This is a genomic window from Chitinophaga sp. ARDCPP14 (assembly GCF_051362515.1).
Taxonomy (GTDB): Bacteria; Bacteroidota; Bacteroidia; order Chitinophagales; family Chitinophagaceae; genus Chitinophaga.
In genome coordinates this window covers 631,285-653,301 of sequence record NZ_JBKIXB010000001.1, presented here as the reverse complement: position 1 = coordinate 653,301, position 22,017 = coordinate 631,285, and the positions used below count along the sequence as shown (strand labels likewise).

Genomic DNA, 22,017 nt, shown 5'->3' with positions numbered 1-22,017 from the left:
TAAAGCAGACTTGTTATGAAACGAAATATTCAACTTAATATACAACGTTTAGCCGGTGGTGTTATATTACCGGTAGTACTGGCTATCGCAGGTTGCGGAAAATCATTTCTGGATGTGCCGCCACAGGGACAACAACCCAGTGAGCAGTTCTGGAAAAATGAAGCAGATGCCACCAAAGCGGTAAATGCCATTTATGCTAACCTCCGGGAATGGAAACAGTTAGGATTTGCCGCGATAGCGATAGAAAGCCTGGGTTCCGATGACGCGGAAAAGGGAAGTAACGCATCCGATGCCAGCTTCCTCACTAAGTACGACGATTTTTCAGTAACCGCCACAGAAGGCCAGATCCTTGATTTCTGGAAAGGGCAATACCAGGAAATTAATTTCTGTAACCAGGTACTGGATAATATTCCTGCCATCAGTATGGACGATGCCCTGAAAAATCGCTACCTCGCGGAAGCAAAATTCGTACGTGCATATGCGTATTTCCGGCTGGTACGCGCCTTTGGCGATGTGCCCCTGCGTCTGAAAATACCCGTTGACGCCAGCGAGTATAATTTACCAAGAACGCCAAAGGCAGAAGTATGGGCGGCTATTGAAAAAGACCTCACGGAAGCTGCAGCTGTGCTGCCGCCGGCATATCCCGCCTCCGATGCAGGACGTGCCACTAAAGGCGCTGCACTCGCCCTGCATGCAAAGGTGGCTTTATATCTCAAAAAATGGCCGGATGTGCTCAACTATACCAACCAGGTAATGGGACTGGGTTATACCCTGTATCCCAACTATGAGCAACTGTTCCGCATCGCCAATGAAAATTCGAAAGAATCCGTTTTTGAAATCCAGTGTCAGCTGATCCTGAACAGTAAAGACGCCTCTAACTCCCAGTACTCACAAATACAGGGCGTAAAAGGTGTTGTAGGCGGCGGATGGGGCTTCAACGTACCTACGCAAAGCCTCGTAAGCGAGTATGAACCCGGTGATCCGCGGAGAGATGCCACCATCATTTTCAGAGGGGAAACCACACCGCAGGGGGATCTCATTCCACCTACCGGCGATAACCCAATGTTCAACCAGAAAGCGTATGTGCCTTTCCGTTTGTTTGTAACCGGCTACAATGAAGGCGCCGATCAGAACTTTCGTGCAATCCGCTACGCGGAAGTGCTGCTGATGAATGCAGAAGCAGCTAATGAGCAGGGCAATACCGCCCTGGCACTCAGCTCGCTGAACGCAGTAAGGGCCCGTGCCCGCGGCGGCAATACCGTCATTCTCCCGGATGTAACCACTACCGATAAAGTAGCATTGCGCAATGCAATCTGGCATGAGAGAAGAGTAGAACTGGCAATGGAAAACGATCGCTACTTCGATGTGATCCGCCAGGGAAGAGGCGCTGCCCTGTTTAGCGCCAAAGGCTTCGTGGCCGGGAAAAATGAGCTATGGCCTGTTCCGCAGAATGAAATTGATATCAGCGCAGGAACACTGACACAAAATCCGGGTTACTAATCTCTAATAAAACTATTATGAACTTCAGATATCAATCATACGCACTGCTGGCAGCCATCACGCTGTTCACGTCGTCCTGCTATAAAAAGTTTGATGCCGACAGCTATAAACCGGCATTGTCTATCGGTGGTTATACCAGTGCCTCTGAAATTGCGCCGGGCAACCTGGTGGCCTACTGGGGATTTAATGACAACCTCACCGACAGCGTCTCTAAAACAAACTGCGACAACAACGGTACCTCTTTCACAACAGGCATCAAAGGCCGCGCCCTTAAAGGCGCAGAAAAAGCATACGCGCTGTTCACACCGGGAACTGCTATCACCGGCCTCAAAGCATTTACGATCACGCTATGGGTAAACAACCCGCAGAATACCAAAGGTATTGTAGGACTGCTGAGCCTCAGCAATACCAAAAGCTTTTGGGGCAACATCGATATCTTTTTTGAAAATGGCAGTACCGATACGAAGGCGGTGCTGAAAATGCACGTAGCCAGTGCGCAGGGCGAAGCATGGCTTGGCAACTATGATGTGCAGAATGTATGGGACAGGTGGACCAACCTCGCCCTGTCATATAACGGTGTGGATTCTTTTAAGGTATATGTAAATGGAATAAGGATCGCCACACACGTGATGAGCGGGGCAGGCCCGATCCAGTTCCTCAATCCCGGCAAAATGGTATTTGGTACTTCACAGTTCCAGACCGTTCCCAGTCTCACTTCTGAAGCCACCGCACAGGACTGGGCCAGCTACCTCACCGGCGGTCTCGATGAAGTAAGGATCTATAATAAAGCATTGGAAGAAGCGGATGTCAGCGCCCTCGTTAAACTGGAAGGGCGGGGTAAATAGTTTTTTTATGAAATGGATAGCTTGTTTATTATTGATAATAACAGCAGGTTGCAGTAAGGGCGGGGGCGACAATACGTCGCCTCCGCCCGTTACGCCGCCCTCCTTCAGCTTTCAGGCCCTGAGCGTGGATAGCGTGTCTGCGGGGTTTTCCTATTATGGTACCGGTACACAACCCGCCATCAGGATTTCTTTTTCAGACGCCGTATTGCGCAGTGCTGTGGCCGCCGCCTGTTCTTTCACCAGTAAAAGCGGTGGCAACGTGCCTTACAATGTAGCGTGGGAGCATGGCGACAGTACCCTTGTGCTGAAACCGGTAGCGCCATTGTCTAACCTCACCGCCTATACGGTTAGTGTAGGCACAAGTTTATTGTCGGTAAAAAATGCGAAGCTCCAATCGGCCGTTTCATTGTCGCTGGTAACCGCTATCGATACCACTGATAAGTTTCCACGCATCTCTGATGATGCCCTGCTCACACTGGTGCAGCAACAAACATTCAAATACTTCTGGGACTTCGGTCACCCGGTTAGCGGCCTCGCACGCGAAAGAAACACCAGCGGTGAAACCGTTACCTCCGGCGGCTCCGGCTTCGGTATCATGGCCATCATCACCGGGATAGAACGCGGCTTTATTACCCGCAGCGAAGGACTGGCACGCATACAGAAAATAACCACTTTCCTGGGCACAAAGGCAGCACGCTTTCACGGCGCTTTCCCGCATTGGCTCAACGGCAGCACCGGCGCAGCTATTCCTTTCAGCACAAAGGATAATGGCGCCGACCTGGTGGAAACATCCTATCTCATCCAGGGACTTTTAACCGCACGCCAATACTTTAAAAATGCCGATGTAACGGAAACGCAGCTACGAAATGATATCAATGCTGTTTGTAATGCAGTAGAATGGAACTGGTTCCGGAAAGATAATGCAAACGCGCTGTACTGGCACTGGAGCAACGAGTATAAATGGGACATGAACCTGCCGGTAAAAGGATGGAACGAATGTCTTATTACCTATATTCTCGCTGCCTCCGCAAAAACGCCGGTACCAAAAGCTACTTACGACAGCGGCTGGGCAAATAACGGCGCCATGCGCAACAACAATCTTTACTATAATATCAAACTGCCGCTGGGTCCTGCTATGGGCGGCCCGCTGTTTTTCTCGCATTACTCGTTCCTGGGCATCAATCCCAAAGGATTGAAAGATACTTATGCGGATTATGAAGAACAGGTGGTGAATCATACCCGCATTAACTACGCCTATTGCGTTGCCAACCCGGAAAAGAATTATGGCTACGGCGCCAGTTGCTGGGGGCTTACCGCCAGTGATATCCCCAACGGCTATACGGCCAGTTCACCCACCAATGATGTGGGTGTAATTGCTCCTACTGCTGCGTTGTCGTCTTTCCCGTATACGCCGCAGGAATCCATGCAGGCGCTGAAATTCTTTTATTACAAACTGGGCGATAAGATCTGGAAAGAATACGGCTTTACAGACGCTTTCTCCCTTCAGCACATTTGGTTTGCCAACTCATTCCTGGCCATCGATCAGGGGCCGGTAATAGTGATGATAGAAAATTACCGCAGCGGATTATTGTGGAACCTGTTCATGAGCTGCCCGGAAATAAAAACGGGTATGCATAACCTCGGCTTTACCAGCCCACATCTCTAAAAAAGAAAAAGAATGAAGTATATACTGTTTATTGGCTGTTTGTTTTTCCTGCTGCAGCCGGCAATGGCACAAAAGAAGATCAAAGTTAACCGGCAAAAAATGTCGGACGAACAATTATTGGAACTGGTACAAAAACAAACGTTCCGCTACTTCTGGGATTTTGGTCACCCGGTGTCAGGTATGGCGCGCGAACGCAGCAACAAATCCTTTGACTATGGCGATGAAGTGGTTACCACCGGTGGCACCGGCTTCGGCGTAATGGCGATCATTGTAGCTGCTGAACGTAAATGGATCACCCGCGAAGCTGCCGCACAACGGCTGCTGAAAATAGTGAACTTCCTCCGGAAGGCAGACAGCTACCATGGTGTTTTTCCACACTGGCTGAATGGTAACACAGGCAAAACGATTCCCTTCAGCCGTAAAGATGATGGCGGCGACCTGGTGGAAACATCCTTCCTGTTCCAGGGACTCCTTTGCGCCCGCCAGTATTTCAGCAACGACAATCCAGCGGAAACGGAGCTACGAAATAAGATCAACTGGACCTGGAATGAAACAGAATGGAACTGGTATACGCAGGGCGGACGCAATGTACTGTACTGGCACTGGAGCCCCAACAACGGCTGGAGCATGAACCACGAAATCAAAGGATGGAACGAATGTCTTATCACATATGTACTGGCCGCTTCATCTCCCAGCTATGCCATCAACCCGGAAGTATATCACCAGGGCTGGGTGAATAATATTTATTTCAGGAACGACCGTACCTTTTATGGGATCAAACTCCCGCTGGGATTTGATTACGGCGGACCGTTATTTTTCTCGCACTATTCTTTCCTGGGCTTAAACCCACACGGCTTAAAAGACCGTTACGCCGATTACTGGGAACAAAACCTGCATCATACGCTTATCAACCGCGAACACTGTGTTCGTAATCCAAAAGGATTTAAAGGCTATGGCGCCAATTGCTGGGGACTCACCGCCAGCGACACCTACGACGGATATAATGCACATTCGCCGGAAAACGACCTGGGTACGATCACACCCACGGCGGCATTATCGGCGTTCCCATACACGCCTGAATATTCTATGCAGGCGTTGAAACATTTTTACTACGACCTGGGCGATAAAATCTGGACGGAGTATGGCTTTACTGACGCTTTCAACGAAACAAAGCAATGGTATGCATCCTCGCACCTGGCCATTGACCAGGGACCCATTGTCGTAATGATAGAAAACTACCGCACCGGGTTGTTGTGGAAGTTGTTCATGAGTTGCCCGGAGATTAAGCAGGGACTAAAGAAACTTGATTTTGAAACAACGGAAAAATAGTGATGATGAAAAGATGGATATATGCACTGGTGATCCTGTTCATAAGTATGGATACAACTGCGCAAACTACCTATTGTAACCCGGTGAATATCGACTACGGCTATTGTCCTATTCCCAACTTCACCACCTGGGGGAAACACCGTGCTACCGCCGATCCGGTAATTGTAAATTACAAAGGCGACTACTACCTGTTTTCCACCAATCAATGGGGATATTGGTGGAGCCCGGACCTGCTCAACTGGCATTTTGTGGAAAGGAAATTCCTGAAGCCGTATCATCATGTGTACGATGAACTGTGTGCGCCCGCAGCATGGGTAATGGGCGATACGTTGCTCGTATTCGGATCTACCTATACCAGCGACTTCCCCATCTGGATGAGCACTAATCCCAAAGGAAATGAATGGAAAGAAGCGATCGACTCGCTGCAGATAGGCGGTTGGGATCCTGCTTTCTTTGCAGATGACGATGGCCGTTTGTATATGTACAACGGCAGCAGCAACCGTTATCCACTGTATGGCGTGGAAATGAATCGCAGCACCCTGCAACCGAAAGGCACGAGGAAAGAAATGTACCTGCTGGAGCCCGACCGCTATGGCTGGCAACGGTTTGGCGAAAACCTGGATAATACTTTCCTGGACCCCTTCATTGAAGGCGCGTGGATGACAAAGCACCACGGGAAATATTACCTGCAATACGGCGCTCCGGGAACAGAGTTCAGCGGCTATGCCGATGGAGTAGTGGTAGGCGATCATCCGCTGGGGCCTTTTACGCCGCAGTCAGACCCCGTTTCGTATAAGCCCGGGGGTTATGCCCGTGGTGCGGGTCATGGCGCTACGTTCCAGGATAATAAAGGATTTTGGTGGCATGTATCTACCATGGTAATTGCGGTAAAAAACAGCTTCGAGCGCCGTATCGGCTACTGGCCAGCCGGATTCGATAAAGAAGACGTGATGTTTTGTAATACCTCTTTCGGCGACTATCCGCATTATATTTCAAGGGGCGCTGATACCAGCGCTTTCGATAACGCGGGGTTTACCGGTTGGATGCTGCTGAACTATAACAAACCAGTTGCTGTATCTTCCACATATGGTGGCTATGTACCCAATAATGCCGTAGATGAAAGCATAAAAACCTATTGGAGCGCCGCCACCGGCAACAAAGGCGAATGGATACAAACAGACCTTGGGAAAGTAAGCCGCGTAAATGCAGTGCAGGTAAACTATGCCGATCAGGATGCTCCTTTCCTGGGTAAGCAAACAGCTATTTATCACCAGTATATACTTTGGTTTTCGGAAGATGGAAAACACTGGAAGATGTTGGCCGATAAAAGCAAACAACGCAAGGATGTGCCGCACGATTATATTGAGTTAGCAAAGCCGGTGCAGGCGCGTTATATCAAAATGGAGAACATCCATATGCCCGGCGGAAAATTTGCACTCAGTGGGCTAAGGGTATTTGGCAACGGCAACGGCGCAGTGCCCGATACGGTGAAAGACCTGCTGGTGCTTCGCACGGAGAAGGATAAACGAAGTGCATGGATTAAATGGTCGCCCGTAAATAATGCATACGCATACAATATTTATACCGGCACCTCCCCGGATAAATTGTATAGCTGCATCATGGTGCATAACAACAATGATTACTACTTCAAAGGCATGGACAAAGATCGCCCCTATTATTTTTGTATAGAAGCCATTAATGAAAACGGCGTATCTACCAGAACAAAGGTGATAAAAGCAGAATAAAACAAACAGTATGAAAGATATACATACCCTTTTGAAAAGTACGCTGGTGGCGCTGATACTGTTGGTTGCCGGCCAGGTACAGGCGCAAACAACCAACGCGAAAATGAATACTTTCGTGAGTGCGCTGATGGGAAAAATGACGCTGGAAGAAAAGATCGGGCAGTTGAATTTACTTACACCCGGCGGTGGCGTAGCTACCGGCTCAGTGGTAAGCAGTGATGTGGAGACAAAGATCAGCAAAGGAAATGTAGGCGGTTTGTTTGGTGTAATTGGTGTGGAAAAGATCCGGCAGGCGCAGGAACTGGCCGTTACTAAAAGCAGGCTTAAAATTCCGTTGATTTTTGGATCCGATGTAATCCACGGCTACAAAACCACTTTTCCTATTCCACTGGGATTATCCTGCAGCTGGGATTTACCGCTGATTGAACACAGCGCGCGGCTGGCGGCAACAGAAGCCAGCGCCGATGGTCTTTGCTGGGTGTATTCGCCGATGGTGGACATTGCCCGCGACCCGCGATGGGGCCGCGTAGCAGAAGGCTCGGGGGAAGATACGTACCTGGGTTCAAAAATCGCCGCCGCCATGGTGCGTGGATACCAGGGTAACCGCCTCGACGATAAAAACAGTGTGATGGCATGTGTAAAACACTTCGCCCTATATGGCGCGGCTGAAGCAGGCAGGGATTACAATACCACTGATATGAGCCGCATCAAAATGTATGAATACTACCTGCCACCGTATAAAGCAGCCATAGATGCCGGCGCCGGCAGCGTCATGACTTCCTTCAACGAAATTGATGGCATCCCGGCTACGGCCAATAAATGGCTGCTGACAGACCTGCTCCGCAAACAATGGGGCTTTAACGGCTTTGTGGTAACGGATTATACCGCTATCAATGAAATGATGGCCCATGGCCTGGGCAACCTGCAAACGGTATCGGCGCTGGCATTAAAAGCGGGTGTGGATATGGACATGGTAGGCGAAGGTTTTGTGACCACCCTACAGCAATCACTGAAAGAGCGTAAAGTAACACTGAACGACATCAATGATGCCTGCCGCCGGGTGCTGGAAGCAAAATATAAACTCGGCCTGTTTGAAGATCCCTACCGCTACTGCAATACCGCTTCCGCTGCCAAAGAAGTGCTGAGCGCAGATAAAAGGCAGGCTGCTAGGGAGCTGGGCGCCCGTTCCTGCGTATTACTGAAAAATGACCGGCAAACATTGCCGCTGAAAAAATCAGGCACCATCGCGCTGATAGGACCGTTGGCCAATAACAAAAGCAATATGCTCGGCACCTGGGCCGTAAGTGGCGACGCGCAATTATCAGTGCCTGTACTCGACGGCATGAAACAGGTAGCCGGCAGCAGCGTGAATATCCTCTATGCCAAAGGCGCTAACATCAGCGATGATACCAGCTTTGCCAAAAAAGTAAATGTATTTGGCGAAAGAATAGACATCGATACCCGCACACCGGAGCAGTTACTCACAGAGGCAATTACCACAGCTGCCAAGGCAGATGTGGTAGTGGCCGTGGTGGGAGAAGCATCTGAAATGAGCGGCGAAGCCGCCAGCAGGTCGGATATAGGCATCCCGGAAAGTCAGCGTAAACTCCTGACCGCACTGGCACAAACCGGCAAACCACTGGTAGTAGTGGTAATGAGCGGACGGCCATTAACCCTTACCACCGAAAATGAACAGGCTACTTCCTTACTGGAAGTATGGTTCCAGGGCCACGAAGCCGGCAACTCCATCGCGGATGTACTCTTCGGGAATTATAATCCTTCCGGAAAACTCACCATGAGCTTCCCCCGGAACGTAGGCCAGATCCCTATCTACTACAATTATAAAAATACCGGCCGGCCGCAACCGGAAGGCCCCACCCAAAAATTTCATTCCAACTACCTCGATGTGCCCAATGACCCGCTGTTTCCATTCGGATACGGGCTCAGTTACACCACTTTTAAATATGAAGGACTTACACTGAGCACCAATAAAATAAATGGCAGTCAGACCATCGATGTAGCGTTTAAACTCACCAACACCGGCGCTTATGCCGGCGAGGAAATAGTACAGTTGTACCTGAGAGACCGGGAAGCTTCCGTTACCCGGCCCGTGAAAGAACTGAAAGATTTTCAGAAGATAAAGCTGCAGCCGGGAGAAAGCAAAACCATTCACTTCACCATTAACAAGGAGAAGCTGTCGTTTTTCAACAGCCAGTTGCAATGGGTAGCCGAACCGGGTACATTCGATCTCATGATTGGCGCCTCTTCCGCCGATATCAGGCTGAAAAATACGGTTGAATTATTGTAAAGCCGCATATCTTTATTACTGGTTAAAAGAAGCAAGGTCGCCCGGAAGGACGGCCTTTTGCTTTTGGGATGCTGAAAGCTTATATTTGAGAACTGACCATTAGCGCTAATTATATGGAACCTATCACTGCGATACAACTAAAAAGTATTCCTGCTCTCAAAGAAGTGCCGCTGGAACAACTGCAGTGGCTGATATCCCAGTCGGAGGAAAAGCTGGTGCCGGAAGGCGAACTGATGTTTAAAGCCGGTGACCCGGTGGTGGCCACCATCATTGTGATTTCAGGAAAGATACGCATCTCCGCCACCATCAACGGGCATTACCGGGAAATAGTGGAACTGAACGACGATAATATCACTGGCTGGCTGCCTTTTTCCCGCGTGAAAAATGCCATGGGAAATGGCCTGTGTCTGAAAGATACCCGGCTGCTGATTTGCCCGTCGGAAAAGATTAAAGCACATATTGAACAACATTACGAACTGACGGAAGCACTGGTGCATATCATGACGAGCCGCGTGCGGGAAACCACTTCCTCGCAGCAGCAGAACGAGAAAATGATGGCGCTGGGAAAATTATCCGCTGGCCTGGCCCATGAACTGAATAACCCGGTAGCCGCCATTTGCAGAAGCTCGGATAAACTGTTTGAGAATATCAGCCATATTCCCGCCATATTTAAAGAGATGGCAGCGCTGTGTTTATCACAGGAGCAGGCCACTGCTATTGTTGATAACCTCCAGCAATGGTGGAGCAACAAGCCGGTGAAAGCACCTACGGTGCTGGAGTTGTCTGATAAAACGACTGCTATCGAAGACTGGATGGACAGCAAAAATATCTCCCGGATAGAAATAGCAGAAATACTGGCGGAGTATGGGGTAGAAACCACGGTGCTGGAAGATTTCAGCCGGCTGTTTGACCCCGCGCACCTGGATGTGATCTTCAGCTGGATACATGGCGCACTGGAAGCCAACCGGATGGTAGGCGACCTGCAGATCTCTTCAAAAAGAATATTCGACCTGGTAAGCGCCGTGAAAAGATATACCTACATGGACCAGGAGCCGGATAAACAATTTATTGATATCCATAGCGGTATCCACAACACGCTGGCCATGCTGGATTACCGGTTCAGAAAAGGAAACGTGGAGCTGGTAGAAAATTATGATGCCTCACTGCCAAAAATAAAAGCGCTGCCCGGAGAGCTGAACCAGGTATGGACCAACCTCGTGGATAATGCGCTGGATGCCATGGAGCCTGCTAAAAAAGGACGGCTGGAAATAGCCACCACAAAGGACCGCCAGTGTGTGCATATCACCATTACCGATAACGGTCCGGGCATCCCCGAAGAAATACAATCACGCATATTTGAACCTTTTTTTACCACCAAAGATTTGGGAAAAGGAACAGGACTGGGACTGGATGTAGTATCACAAATTGTGCAGCGTCATCGCGGATCAGTGAAACAAACTTCTGTACCCGGTAAAACCATTTTTACCATTTCATTTCCCATAGAGAATAATTAATGTAGAAGATATGAGTCTGCCCATAATATTTGTTATAGATGATGATAGACAGGTGCTGAACGCCATCACGCAGGACCTGAAATCGTATTACCGGAAATCATACCGCATTTTGAGTACCCTTTCCGCCAACGAAGCGCTGCAAAGCCTGGTGGAACTGAAAAACAGGAATGATACTGTGGCCATCTTTATTTCCGATCAGCGGATGCCGGAAATGGAAGGTGTTGATTTTCTGCAGCAGGCGATGGAAATATTTCCTGCCGCCAAACGTGTGTTACTCACCGCTTATTCAGATACTAACGCTGCTATAAAAGCTATCAATGAATTGCGGCTGGATTACTATCTCCAGAAGCCCTGGGACCCGCCGGAAGAAAAGCTGTACCCTGTTATCAATGATCTGCTCGACGACTGGCAAACCAATTACCGCCCGGAATTCCAGGGGATTAAAGTAGTAGGTTATCCTTTTTCGTCAGATGCCTACCGCATTAAGGAATTTTTGGCCAGCAACCTGATTCCCTATCATTCCATTGATGCTAACAGCGACGAAGGAAAATTGCTGTTGCAGCTGAATAACCTGGATACATCCGCTTTACCTGTTGTAATACTGGAGCATGGAGAAGTGATGACGGCTCCTGCGATCATTGATATTGCAGCGAAAATCGGACTGAATCCTACCTTAAAAAATGAGATCTATGATGTAGTGATCATCGGCGCCGGTCCGGCAGGATTGGCCGCCTCTGTATACGGTGCTTCTGAAGGATTAAAAACCCTGCTGATAGAACGTCATGCGCCCGGCGGACAGGCAGGTACCAGTTCCCGTATTGAAAACTACCTGGGCTTTCCTTCGGGATTGAGCGGGGCAGAACTCACACGGCGCGCGATTACGCAAGCCACCAGGTTTGGTACGGAGTTTTTATCGCCGCAGTCGGTGAAAGAAATCAAGCTCAAAGCAGATTATAAAATTGTTTGCCTGGAAAATGGTACGGAAATAAATGCACGCGCCGTTGTGATTACCACCGGCGTGGATTACCGCAAGCTGGATACCGTTGGCATAGAAAAGTTCACCGGGGCAGGCATCTATTATGGCGCTGCTACCACGGAAGCCGCCTCGTGCCGCGACCGGAGCGTGTACATCCTGGGAGGTGGTAACTCCGCCGGCCAGGCAGCGGTGTACCTGTCAAAGTTCGCAAAGGAGGTATTCATTCTTATCCGGAAAGAAAATCTGAATGCAACTATGTCGTCCTACCTGATAGACCAGATCCGGGATATTCCCAATATCAGTATTCTGAACAACAGTGAAATAGTAGAGGCTTCGGGCACCGACCGGCTGGAAAAGCTGAAGATAGAAAACCTGCAAACACAGGAAGTAAAAGAAGTGCCTGCGGATGCGTTATATATTTTTATCGGCGCAAGGCCCTACACCGATTGGCTGGGAGATCTCATCATCAAAGATGAAAAAGGCTATGTGCAAACCGGCAGGGAAATGAAATCATTTGATTATTTTGGTAAGCTCTGGAAGCTCAACCGCGAACCGTATCTGCTGGAAACCAGCTGTCCTGGTATCTTTGCAGCCGGCGACGTACGGTCCGGCGCTATGAGCCGCGTGGCCTCCGCCGTAGGGGAGGGCTCCATGAGTATTAGCCTGGTGCATAAGTACCTGGCAGAAGTTTAAAATATTTTTTATGGCTTTATGTTCACACCTTGAAGCAATAACCGAAGTAAAGGTTAGTGCCGAGCATGTTTGCGAAGAATGCATCAAACAACATGGTAAATGGCTGCACCTGCGTACCTGTCAAACCTGTGGTGTTACGCTTTGCTGCGATGATTCACCGTCAAAGCACATGACGCAGCATTATCATCAAACGGACCATCCCGTGATATCGTCCGCGGAGCCGGGCGAGCAGTGGTTATGGTGTTATAAAGACGGAACGTTTGCAGAATATTAAATAAAAAAAAGAGGAAGACAACGGTCTTCCTCTTACACTACCGTTACTTTCACACCCATATCTTCCATTTTCCTGACGATATGTTCGGAAATACCGCTGTCGGTAATCACTTCATCTATTTCTTCGAGGGCACAAATGCGACCGAAGCCCCGCTTTCCGAATTTGGTGGAATCCGCGAGTACAATGGTTTTCTGCGCAGTGGCCATCATTTTCTGGTTCAGGTGCGCTTCCATAATATTGGTGGTAGTAAGACCAAACTCCAGGTCGATACCATCTACCCCGAGGAATAGTTTACTACAGGAGAAATCTTCCAGTATTTTTTCTGCATAAGACCCGGTAACAGAAGTAGAGCTGTTACGGAGATGCCCGCCAAGCTGGATCACTTCAATCTCCGGCCGGCGCAATAATTCCAGCGCTACGTTCAGCGCGCCGGTGATAACGGTAAGATGCCCTTTGGGTTGAATATTTTTTGCCAATGCCTGCACAGAGGTACCCGAGGCGATGATGATCGCATCGTTCGGTACGATGAGTGCAGCGGCAGCCTGCCCTATCAGTTGCTTTTCCTCCCGGCGTATATTCTCCTTTTCATTCACCGGTTTGTCCATGGTATATGGATTATGCACCGTAGCGCCTCCGTGTGAGCGGAATAGCAGCGACTTATCCTCCAGCAGCTTGAGATCTTTTCGTATAGTCACGCCCGATACATCCAGCTCCTTACATAGCTCCAGTACATTAACATATCCCTTCTCGTGCAGTTTGCCGAGAATAAACTTATGACGTTCCGCAATATTGATCATAGACATATCAGATAAAAATAACGTATTAAAGTGTGTTGACACGGGATAATCTGAAAAAAGATGCTCCTTACAAATATCCGGCAATTTTGTTTCATTTGGTTAAATATGATTACGTATTAAGTAGTTAATATCCTTCATTCTGATCTTTTAAATTTGAAATATGAAATCAAATGAATATATAGTGATATTATATTTATATCTATCTACTTGATTAATATGATATTATATTTTTCTTTTTATTTCTTTTCCATTCATCAATAACTTTTTCACCTTTTTCATTTTATTTTATACTTTGGTTTCAAATTATTTCTTTTTGTTTTTATTACTATTGCAAAGAAAACAAATGAAACAAATTAAAAGTTATAGGGGAATAAAATGAAAAGAACTGAATCAATCAGGCAATTAAAGGAAGCCGGTGAACAACCCTGGGATCTTATCATTATAGGTGGCGGAGCTACGGGTCTTGGTATAGCAATGGATGCCGCTACCAGGAACTACCGGACATTATTACTGGAGCAGGCGGACTTTGCCAAAGGCACTTCCAGCCGCAGTACCAAACTGGTACACGGCGGGGTAAGATACCTGGCGCAGGGCGATATTGCCCTCGTACGGGAAGCCCTGTACGAAAGAGGACTGCTGCTTAACAATGCTCCTCATCTGGCACACAACCAGCAATTCATCATCCCGCAGTATAACTGGTGGCAAGGCCCCTTTTATACCATCGGTCTCAAGATCTATGATTTGTTGTCCGGGAAACTCAGCCTCGGACGCTCCCGGCATATCAGCAGATCGGAAGTGATCAACAGGCTCCCTACCATCCGGAAGGAAGGACTGAAAGGTGGAATCGTTTATCACGACGGTCAGTTTGATGATGCCCGTCTCGCGGTTGATATCGCGCAAACCGCTGCTGAAAACGGCGCCGTACTGCTCAACTATTTCAAGGTAAACGGCCTCGTTAAAAACAGCGCCGGCAAAATAAGCGGCGTTCGCACACAGGACCTGGAAACCAATGAAATCTATACGCTCCGGGCCAAAACAGTGATCAACGCCACCGGCGTATTTGTAGATGAAGTACTGCAACTGGATAACCCGGCGGCGCCCAATATGGTAAAGCCGAGCCAGGGCGTGCACCTGGTGCTGGACCCTTCTTTCCTCAACAGTAAAAGCGCTATCATGATCCCGAAAACGGATGATGGCCGCGTACTGTTTGCCGTACCCTGGAACAACAAAGTACTGCTGGGAACAACCGACACACCGCTCGATGAACACAGTATGGAACCCATAGCACTGGAAGAAGAGATCAGCTTTATTTTAAATACCGCAGGTAAATATCTTGACCGTCCGCCTGCACGGGAAGATGTGCTCAGCGTGTTTGCCGGATTACGGCCACTGGCAGCACCGCAAAAAGAAACGGGCAGTACGAAGGAAATTTCCCGCAGCCATAAAATACTGGTAGCGCCCTCCGGACTGATCACCATCACCGGCGGTAAATGGACCACCTTCCGCAAAATGGCAGAAGATACGGTGGACCAGGCCATCAAAACCGGCGGACTGGTACCGGTGGGATGCAAAACAAAATCACTGCATATCCACGGGTATCAGCAACAACCATCCGCGCCCGCACCGCTGGATATATATGGCAGCGATGCCGCCAGGATACAGGCATTTATTTCACTGCATCCCGATATGAAAGAACAGCTGCATCCACGCCTGCCATACATCAAAGCACAGGTGATATGGGCAGTGAAACATGAAATGGCCCAAACCGTGGAAGACGTGCTGGCGAGGCGCCTGCGCGCACTCTTCCTGGATGCGCAGGCCGCTATAGACATGGCGCCCGTAACAGCCGCCATTATGGCCGCAGAAATGAACAGGGATATGAACTGGCAACAAAAACAAGTGAAGGATTTTATACAGGTGGCACAACACTACCTCCTGAAAAATGGCACTACCTATAAACAACTGAAGGTTACGGCATAGACTAAACGAAATCAACATCCACGTAAAAATCCACGGGAAAAAAGAAAAACATGATCAGATACATTATGGCAATGGATCAGGGCACGACCAGCTCAAGGGCCATTATCTTCGACAAAGCAGGCGCAATTATTTCCACGGCGCAGAAAGAATTTACACAACTGTTCCCGCAACCGGGATGGGTGGAACACGATCCCGCTGAAATATGGAGCAGCCAGATCGGCGTAGCCACCGAAGCAATGGCGAAAGTGGGCCTGGAAGGTGGTAACATTGCCGCTATCGGTATCACCAACCAACGCGAAACCACATTGGTATGGGATCGCGAAACCGGTAAGCCCGTGTACAATGCCATCGTATGGCAGGACAGGCGTACGGCCGGTTTCTGCGACGATCTCAAAGCAGCAGGTAAAGAAACCCTGGTACGCGAAAAAACAGGATTGGTCATTGACGCTTACTTCTCCGGCACAAAAATCAGGTGGATCCTGGACAATGTACCCGGGGCACGGGAACGCGCCAACGAAGGCAAGCTGGCTTTCGGAACAGTAGACTCCTGGCTGATCTGGAACCTCACCCATGGCGCAGTGCATGCTACCGATATCACCAATGCTTCCCGCACCATGCTGTTTAATATCCACACCCAGGCATGGGACAATGAACTGCTGGCTATGCTGGATATTCCTGCATCTATGCTGCCGGAAGTAAAACAATCGAGTGAAGTATGTGGCGAAACCGCTCCCGGCATCTTTGCCGTACAGATCCCGATTGCAGGCGTGGCAGGCGATCAGCACGCGGCGCTCTTCGGGCAAATGTGCACCGCTCCCGGCATGGTGAAAAATACCTACGGCACCGGCTGTTTTATGCTGATGAACATCGGCGACACACCCATCATCAGTAAAAATAATCTCCTCACCACGGTGGCCTGGAAAGTAAACGGACAGGTACAATACGCACTGGAAGGCAGCATCTTTATCGCCGGCGCTATTGTGCAATGGCTGCGCGACGGTCTCGGTATCATCCGGGCCTCCTCTGAAGTGGAAGTACTCGCTGCCAGCGTGGAACAAAACGATGGCGTATACCTGGTACCGGCCTTTGCAGGACTCGGCGCTCCGCACTGGGACCAGCACGCACGCGGTACACTCGTAGGCATGACACGTGGTACCAACGCCGCGCATATCGCACGCGCTGCATTGGAAAGCATTGCCTATCAAACAATGGAAGTGCTGAAAGCGATGGAAGCAGATGCCAATATCAGCATAAAGGAATTGAGAGTAGATGGCGGTGCTACCGGTAACAACCTGCTGATGCAGTTCCAGGCAGATATCCTGCAAACGAAAGTAGTGCGGCCAGGTATTACAGAAACAACTGCGCTGGGCGCCGCGTATCTCGCCGGACTGGCCACAGGCTACTGGCAGAACCTGGAAGAAATTGCCAGCCAGTGGAAAATGGACAAATGTTTCTCTCCCAACCTGGAACAGGAACAACGCCAGCAATGGATCAATGGATGGAACCGCGCAGTAAATGCCGCAAAAGCATGGGCTCACCAATAAAATTATAAACTATGTATCCTTTTTTAGCTGAATTCATAGGTACTGCCTTATTGCTGCTGCTGGGAAACGGCGTGGTAGCCAACGTGGTACTGCATCAAACCAAAGGTAACAACAGCGGCTGGATCGTGATCACCACCGGTTGGGCGCTGGCGGTGTATATAGGCGTAGTGTTCGCCGGCCCTTACAGCGGCGCACACCTTAATCCCGCTGTTACCATTGCACTGGCTGCCGCGGGCAAATTCAACTGGGCAGATGTGCCTTTGTTTATTGCCATGCAAATGCTGGGCGCTATGCTGGGTACTTCACTGGTATGGCTCAATTACAAAGATCATCTTAATAATACGCCCGACAAAGGTTTGCAGCGTGCCGTGTTTTGCACGGAGCCGGCTATACGAAATACCTGGCGCAACTTCATCTGTGAAGCTACCGGCACTTTTGTATTGCTGTTTACCATTTTCTATTTCACCAACGCAGAAGTAGGACCGGAGAAAACACCGGTGGGCCTGGGTTCGCTCGGCGCCATGCCGGTAATGTTGCTGGTATGGTCTATCGGGTTGTCGCTTGGTGGCACTACCGGCTACGCCATCAACCCTGCCAGGGATCTGGGTCCGCGCATCATGTACGCACTGCTGCCCATAAAAGGAAAAGGACACAGCGACTGGAGTTATTCCTGGGTACCTGTTTTCGGGCCACTGGCCGGCGCTGTAATCGCCGCTTCACTGTACCTGTTACTGAAGTAGATAACGTTTACCTATATACGCAATTAATAACACGTTAGAACCACGCGCAATGAAAACAAAGTTTAATATCAGTCTCATAGGCTGCGCCATGGCGGTAGCCGCTGTATGCACCTTTAATGCATGTAAAACAACTAAAACAACCACTGCTGCAAAAAATGGGTATCCTTCCTTTTATAAAGTAGGACATCGCGGCACAAGAGGTTTAATGCCGGAGAATACCATTCCTGCCATGTACCGCGGGTTAACGGAAGGCGCCAATACCATTGAGTTTGATGTGCATATCACGAAAGACGGCCAGGTAATGGTGTACCACGACGCGTCGTTTACGCCATCATACACTACTACACCGGATGGAAAAGATATCCCGGCAGAAAAGCGCACGGACTATATTTTTTACCAGATGAACTATGCCGATATCCGGCCGTTTATCATCGGGGAAAAACCATACCCGGCCTATCCGGAACAACAGCGCATGCGTTCTTACGCACCACTGCTCTCTGAAATGATCGACTCCGTGGAAGCCTATACGAAAGCGCATCATATGCCGGCGCCTTACTATCTGCTGGAAATAAAATCTTCCGAAAAATCAGATGGTAAAGAACAACCCGCGCCGGAAGAGTATATGGATAAACTAATGGCGGTAAAACAATTACAGCCACTTGGAAAACGCTTGCTGGTGCAGTCTTTCGATATGCGCCCGCTGCAGGTACTGCACCGCAGGTATCCTGATATGGCACTGGGATTTCTGACAGATGATAAAAAGAACGGGTTCGATCAGCACCTGGAGCAACTGGGCTTCACACCATTTTTCTATAATCCTAACTATAAGCTGGTAACACCGGAACTGGTGAGTAAATGCCATGCTAAACATATTAAGATTGTTCCGTGGACAGTGGACGACGTTAACGAAATGAAAAAGCTGAAAGCACTGGGCGTTGATGGTATTATTACCGATTACCCAAACAGATTACGCGAAGCAGGGCTCTGACCATTATTTATCTACCAGTATACTAACAAAAAAAAACAAACACACTTATGAAATTCTTTTCACGATTCCGCCTGTTAAAACCGGCCACGTTCCTGTTGCTGTGTATCGGGATCATCGGCGCCGGCAGCTTATCCCTGCAGGCGCAGGACATTCCCGTTACCGGTAAGGTAACTGCCGCCAATGGCACGCCGCTGATCGGGGTGAACGTACAGGTGGCAGGTACCAGCCGCGGCGCCGCCACCGATGTAAACGGTGCTTTTAAACTCACCGCGCCTAAAGACGCTACCTTGAAATTTACCTTCATAGGTTACCTGCCTAAAGAGGTGAAAGTAAAATCTTCCAATGTACTGGTAGTGTTACAGGAAGATATCCAGAAACTAAACGATGTAGTGGTGGTCGGTTACGGCACACAGAAAAAAGCCACGCTCACCGGCGCCATCACCACCGTGAATATGGTGGATAAGGAAGGCCAGCCACTTACCAACGTAAGTAACGCATTGCATGGCGTGCCCGGCGTATTCGCCAACCTGAGCAACAGTCAGCCAGGTGTGGATCGCAGCACCATCCGTATCAGGGGACTGAATACTTTTGGCAGCACCGATGCAAGAGCCAATGAGCCGATGGTATTGGTAGACGGTATCGAGTACTCCATGGATGAACTCAATCCAAACGATATTGAAACCGTTACAGTACTGAAAGATGCTGCTGCCGCCATTTATGGCTCCCGCGGCTCCAACGGCGTTATCCTCGTTACCACTAAAAAAGGAAGAGGCAGTTCCCGCGTTAACTATAGCTATTACTACGGTCAGCAAAAAGCAACCTACCTGCCGGATGTGATCAGCGATCCTATCGCGTATATGAAACTGAAAAATCAGGCGCTCATCAATGAAGGAAAAGCCATTGAATACGCAGAAGCGGATATAGAGGAGTACCAGAAAGGAATGGCTACAGATCCTTTCACCTATCCCGCAAATAATTGGTATGATATTGCCCTGAAAAACGGTGTGATCCAGAAACATGACCTGGCTATTTCCGGCAGCGGCGAAAAATATAATTACCGTTTATCACTCGGTTACCTCGACAGGGACGGTATCCTCTTCGGACCTGGTAACCATGAAAAGAAATATTCCGTTGGATTGAATGCTTCCATGGAAGTATCCAAACGCCTGCGCGCCGGGATCACCATGGATGGTTACTACAGAACCTACACCACGCCGTTTTATACAGATACCTGGACTTACCTGGCCCGTACATTGCCTATCCTCACAGATACGCTGCCGGATGGCCGCTATGGCAACTCCTGGCTCAGAACAGCCGGCCGCAACAACTGGGAGAATCCGCGTATGCTGGCATACAATGGTTTACAGACCAAACAGATCCAGCGCTTCCTGACCACCGTTTTCGCAGAATATAAACTGCCTTTCGATATCAACTATAACATCAAGTTTGGTGTGGATAAATATGATGGTTTGCTCAGCGGCTTTACACCACGTATGCAAACTTTTAATCCGAAAACAGGCGCGGCTATCAACTGGAACAGTCCCGCTACTGCGCCCCGGTCAGCCAAAACGGATTATAATGATATGAATATCCATTTCTATAACACGCTCGACTGGAAACACCAGTTCAAAGGGAAACACAATCTCTCTGCCATGCTGGGCGCCAGTTATGACAATTTCGATTCCGACTCATGGGCCACCAGTATGTATGGTTACCTGGATGGACGACTGGATGCATTAAGCGCGGGCACTACCTGGAACGCTACCTCCGGAAATCTTACCCGCGATGTGCTGGAATCTTATTTTGGCCGTTTGAACTACGACTATGACGGCAAATACCTGCTGGAGGCTACCTTCCGTTATGATGGTTCCAGCCGCCTGGGAAGACACAGCCGCTGGGCGTTTTTCCCTTCTGTATCTGCCGGCTGGCGTATTGATAAAGAAGCCTTCTTTCATTCTGATTTCATCAACGTGCTGAAGCTGCGTGCTTCCGCCGGTAAATTAGGTAGCCAGGCCATTGCATTGTACACGACAGAAGCAACCGTAAATCTCGGTGAAGACTATAGTTTCGGCGGCATATTAAATTCCGGCGGCGCAAAAACTGCGGATGCGGATTCTACACTCAGATGGGAAATCACCAATACTTACAATGTGGGCGTTGATGTAAATTTCTGGAATAATCGTATTGGCCTTACCGTTGATGCTTATAAGAAACGCACCAATGGTATCCTTCGTGAAGTAGGTATGCCTTCCCAGGTAGGTAACCTGGCCGGCGCCAAACAGAATGTAGGTACGGTAGATAATACGGGTCTTGAAGTAGTAGCACAATACCGTGATCATATTGGCGAAGTGGATCTGAATGTGTATGGAAGTGTGGCCTACAATAAAAATGAAGTAGTGGACCTGCATGGTGAAATTATTTATGGTACAGGTACCATTACTCAGGCAGGATCGCCCATTGAGTCTTTTTATATTTTACAGGCAGAAGGCATTTTCCAGAGCCAGGCTGAAATAGATGCCAGCGCAAAACAATCTGCCAATACAAAACCCGGCTATATCAAATTTAAGGATGTTAATAAAGATGGCATCATCAATGGCGACGATCGTGTAATTGTGAACAGCTCTTCATCCGTACCGAAGTACACTTATGGTTTCGGGTTCAATGTAGGCTATAAAGGCATCAGCCTGAGTGCTTCATTTCAGGGAATTGGCGGTGTAAAAGTGCTGCCTACCGCTAACCTGGCTTACCCCTTTAACAACGGCGCCAATGCTACCTGGGAATGGACAAGGGATGCCTGGACACCGGAAAAAAGAGATGCGCGCCTGCCTATTGTAACCACCAGCACCGGCAGCATTGATAATTTCCAGCGCTCTACTTTCTGGTTAAGGGATAACTCTTACCTGAGAATGAAGAACATTCAGCTGGGTTACGCACTGCCACAGCAATGGTTGTCGAAAGCAAGGATCCAGAAAGTGAGTGTGTTTATCAACGCCGAAAACCTGCTCACCTTCTCCCGTTACAAGGATTTTGATCCGGAATCTATCCTGGATCAAACAACATTGTATACTTATCCAATGCTGAAAACCTTTAATGGTGGTATCAACGTTACCTTCTAAAC

General features: G+C 49.0%; 15 protein-coding genes. 14 read left to right on the top strand and 1 reads right to left on the bottom strand.

What is annotated here, in order from left to right; genetic code table 11:
- The first annotated feature begins 15 nt into the window (after window positions 1–15).
- The 9 genes from ACLHR0_RS02570 to ACLHR0_RS02530 all read left to right on the top strand — a co-directional run bounded on the left by ACLHR0_RS02570 (window position 16) and on the right by ACLHR0_RS02530 (window position 12,850).
- Window positions 16–1,500 carry a RagB/SusD family nutrient uptake outer membrane protein gene (locus ACLHR0_RS02570; protein WP_436484487.1) on the top strand — a complete coding sequence of 495 codons (1,485 nt, stop codon included), beginning with the start codon at window positions 16–18 and terminating at the stop codon, window positions 1,498–1,500.
- 17 nt (window positions 1,501–1,517) lie between these two features.
- The gene (locus ACLHR0_RS02565) at window positions 1,518–2,345 is read left to right on the top strand and encodes a LamG-like jellyroll fold domain-containing protein (protein WP_436484485.1); all 828 of its coding nucleotides are present in this window, start codon (window positions 1,518–1,520) and stop codon (window positions 2,343–2,345) included.
- A gap of 7 nt (window positions 2,346–2,352) precedes the next feature.
- On the top strand, window positions 2,353–4,011 hold the full coding sequence (locus ACLHR0_RS02560) for a glucoamylase family protein (protein ID WP_436484483.1): 1,659 nt from the start codon (window positions 2,353–2,355) through the stop codon (window positions 4,009–4,011).
- Between the two features lie 12 nt (window positions 4,012–4,023).
- Window positions 4,024–5,340, top strand: coding sequence for a glucoamylase family protein (locus ACLHR0_RS02555; RefSeq protein ID WP_436484481.1), 1,317 nt, complete (start codon window positions 4,024–4,026; stop codon window positions 5,338–5,340).
- Window positions 5,341–5,345: 5 nt separating this feature from the next.
- Window positions 5,346–7,085 (top strand): family 43 glycosylhydrolase, encoded by a 1,740-nt coding sequence (locus ACLHR0_RS02550; RefSeq protein WP_436484479.1) that lies wholly within the window; start codon window positions 5,346–5,348, stop codon window positions 7,083–7,085.
- 10 nt (window positions 7,086–7,095) lie between these two features.
- Window positions 7,096–9,393: a beta-glucosidase BglX gene (gene bglX / locus ACLHR0_RS02545; protein ID WP_436484477.1), complete on the top strand. Its 2,298-nt coding sequence runs from the start codon at window positions 7,096–7,098 to the stop codon at window positions 9,391–9,393.
- 113 nt (window positions 9,394–9,506) lie between these two features.
- Window positions 9,507–10,907: an ATP-binding protein gene (locus ACLHR0_RS02540; protein ID WP_436484475.1), complete on the top strand. Its 1,401-nt coding sequence runs from the start codon at window positions 9,507–9,509 to the stop codon at window positions 10,905–10,907.
- 10 nt (window positions 10,908–10,917) lie between these two features.
- A complete protein-coding gene (locus ACLHR0_RS02535) occupies window positions 10,918–12,576 on the top strand; it encodes an FAD-dependent oxidoreductase (protein ID WP_436484473.1) in 1,659 nt (552 codons plus the stop codon).
- A 10-nt stretch (window positions 12,577–12,586) separates the two neighbouring features.
- Complete coding sequence (locus ACLHR0_RS02530; RefSeq protein ID WP_429045255.1) at window positions 12,587–12,850, top strand: UBP-type zinc finger domain-containing protein; 264 nt, start codon at window positions 12,587–12,589, stop codon at window positions 12,848–12,850.
- A gap of 32 nt (window positions 12,851–12,882) precedes the next feature.
- Here the strand turns inward: ACLHR0_RS02530 and ACLHR0_RS02525 are convergent, their stop codons facing one another.
- Window positions 12,883–13,653, bottom strand: a complete 771-nt coding sequence (locus ACLHR0_RS02525) for a DeoR/GlpR family DNA-binding transcription regulator (protein WP_429045256.1) — start codon at window positions 13,651–13,653, stop codon at window positions 12,883–12,885.
- Window positions 13,654–14,022: 369 nt separating this feature from the next.
- Here ACLHR0_RS02525 and ACLHR0_RS02520 point away from each other — a divergent pair, with 369 nt between their 5' ends.
- The 5 genes from ACLHR0_RS02520 to ACLHR0_RS02500 are packed head-to-tail and all read left to right on the top strand — an operon-like array spanning window position 14,023 to window position 22,015.
- Window positions 14,023–15,627 carry a glycerol-3-phosphate dehydrogenase/oxidase gene (locus ACLHR0_RS02520; protein ID WP_436484470.1) on the top strand — a complete coding sequence of 535 codons (1,605 nt, stop codon included), beginning with the start codon at window positions 14,023–14,025 and terminating at the stop codon, window positions 15,625–15,627.
- Between the two features lie 50 nt (window positions 15,628–15,677).
- Entirely contained in the window at window positions 15,678–17,171 is a 1,494-nt protein-coding gene (glpK, locus tag ACLHR0_RS02515) for a glycerol kinase GlpK (RefSeq protein WP_436484468.1), read from the top strand.
- A gap of 11 nt (window positions 17,172–17,182) precedes the next feature.
- The gene (locus ACLHR0_RS02510) at window positions 17,183–17,911 is read left to right on the top strand and encodes an MIP/aquaporin family protein (RefSeq protein ID WP_429045262.1); all 729 of its coding nucleotides are present in this window, start codon (window positions 17,183–17,185) and stop codon (window positions 17,909–17,911) included.
- A 49-nt stretch (window positions 17,912–17,960) separates the two neighbouring features.
- Window positions 17,961–18,899, top strand: a complete 939-nt coding sequence (locus tag ACLHR0_RS02505) for a glycerophosphodiester phosphodiesterase family protein (RefSeq protein ID WP_429061378.1) — start codon at window positions 17,961–17,963, stop codon at window positions 18,897–18,899.
- Window positions 18,900–18,946: 47 nt separating this feature from the next.
- Window positions 18,947–22,015, top strand: a complete 3,069-nt coding sequence (locus ACLHR0_RS02500; protein WP_436484466.1) for a SusC/RagA family TonB-linked outer membrane protein — start codon at window positions 18,947–18,949, stop codon at window positions 22,013–22,015.
- Window positions 22,016–22,017 lie beyond the last annotated feature (2 nt).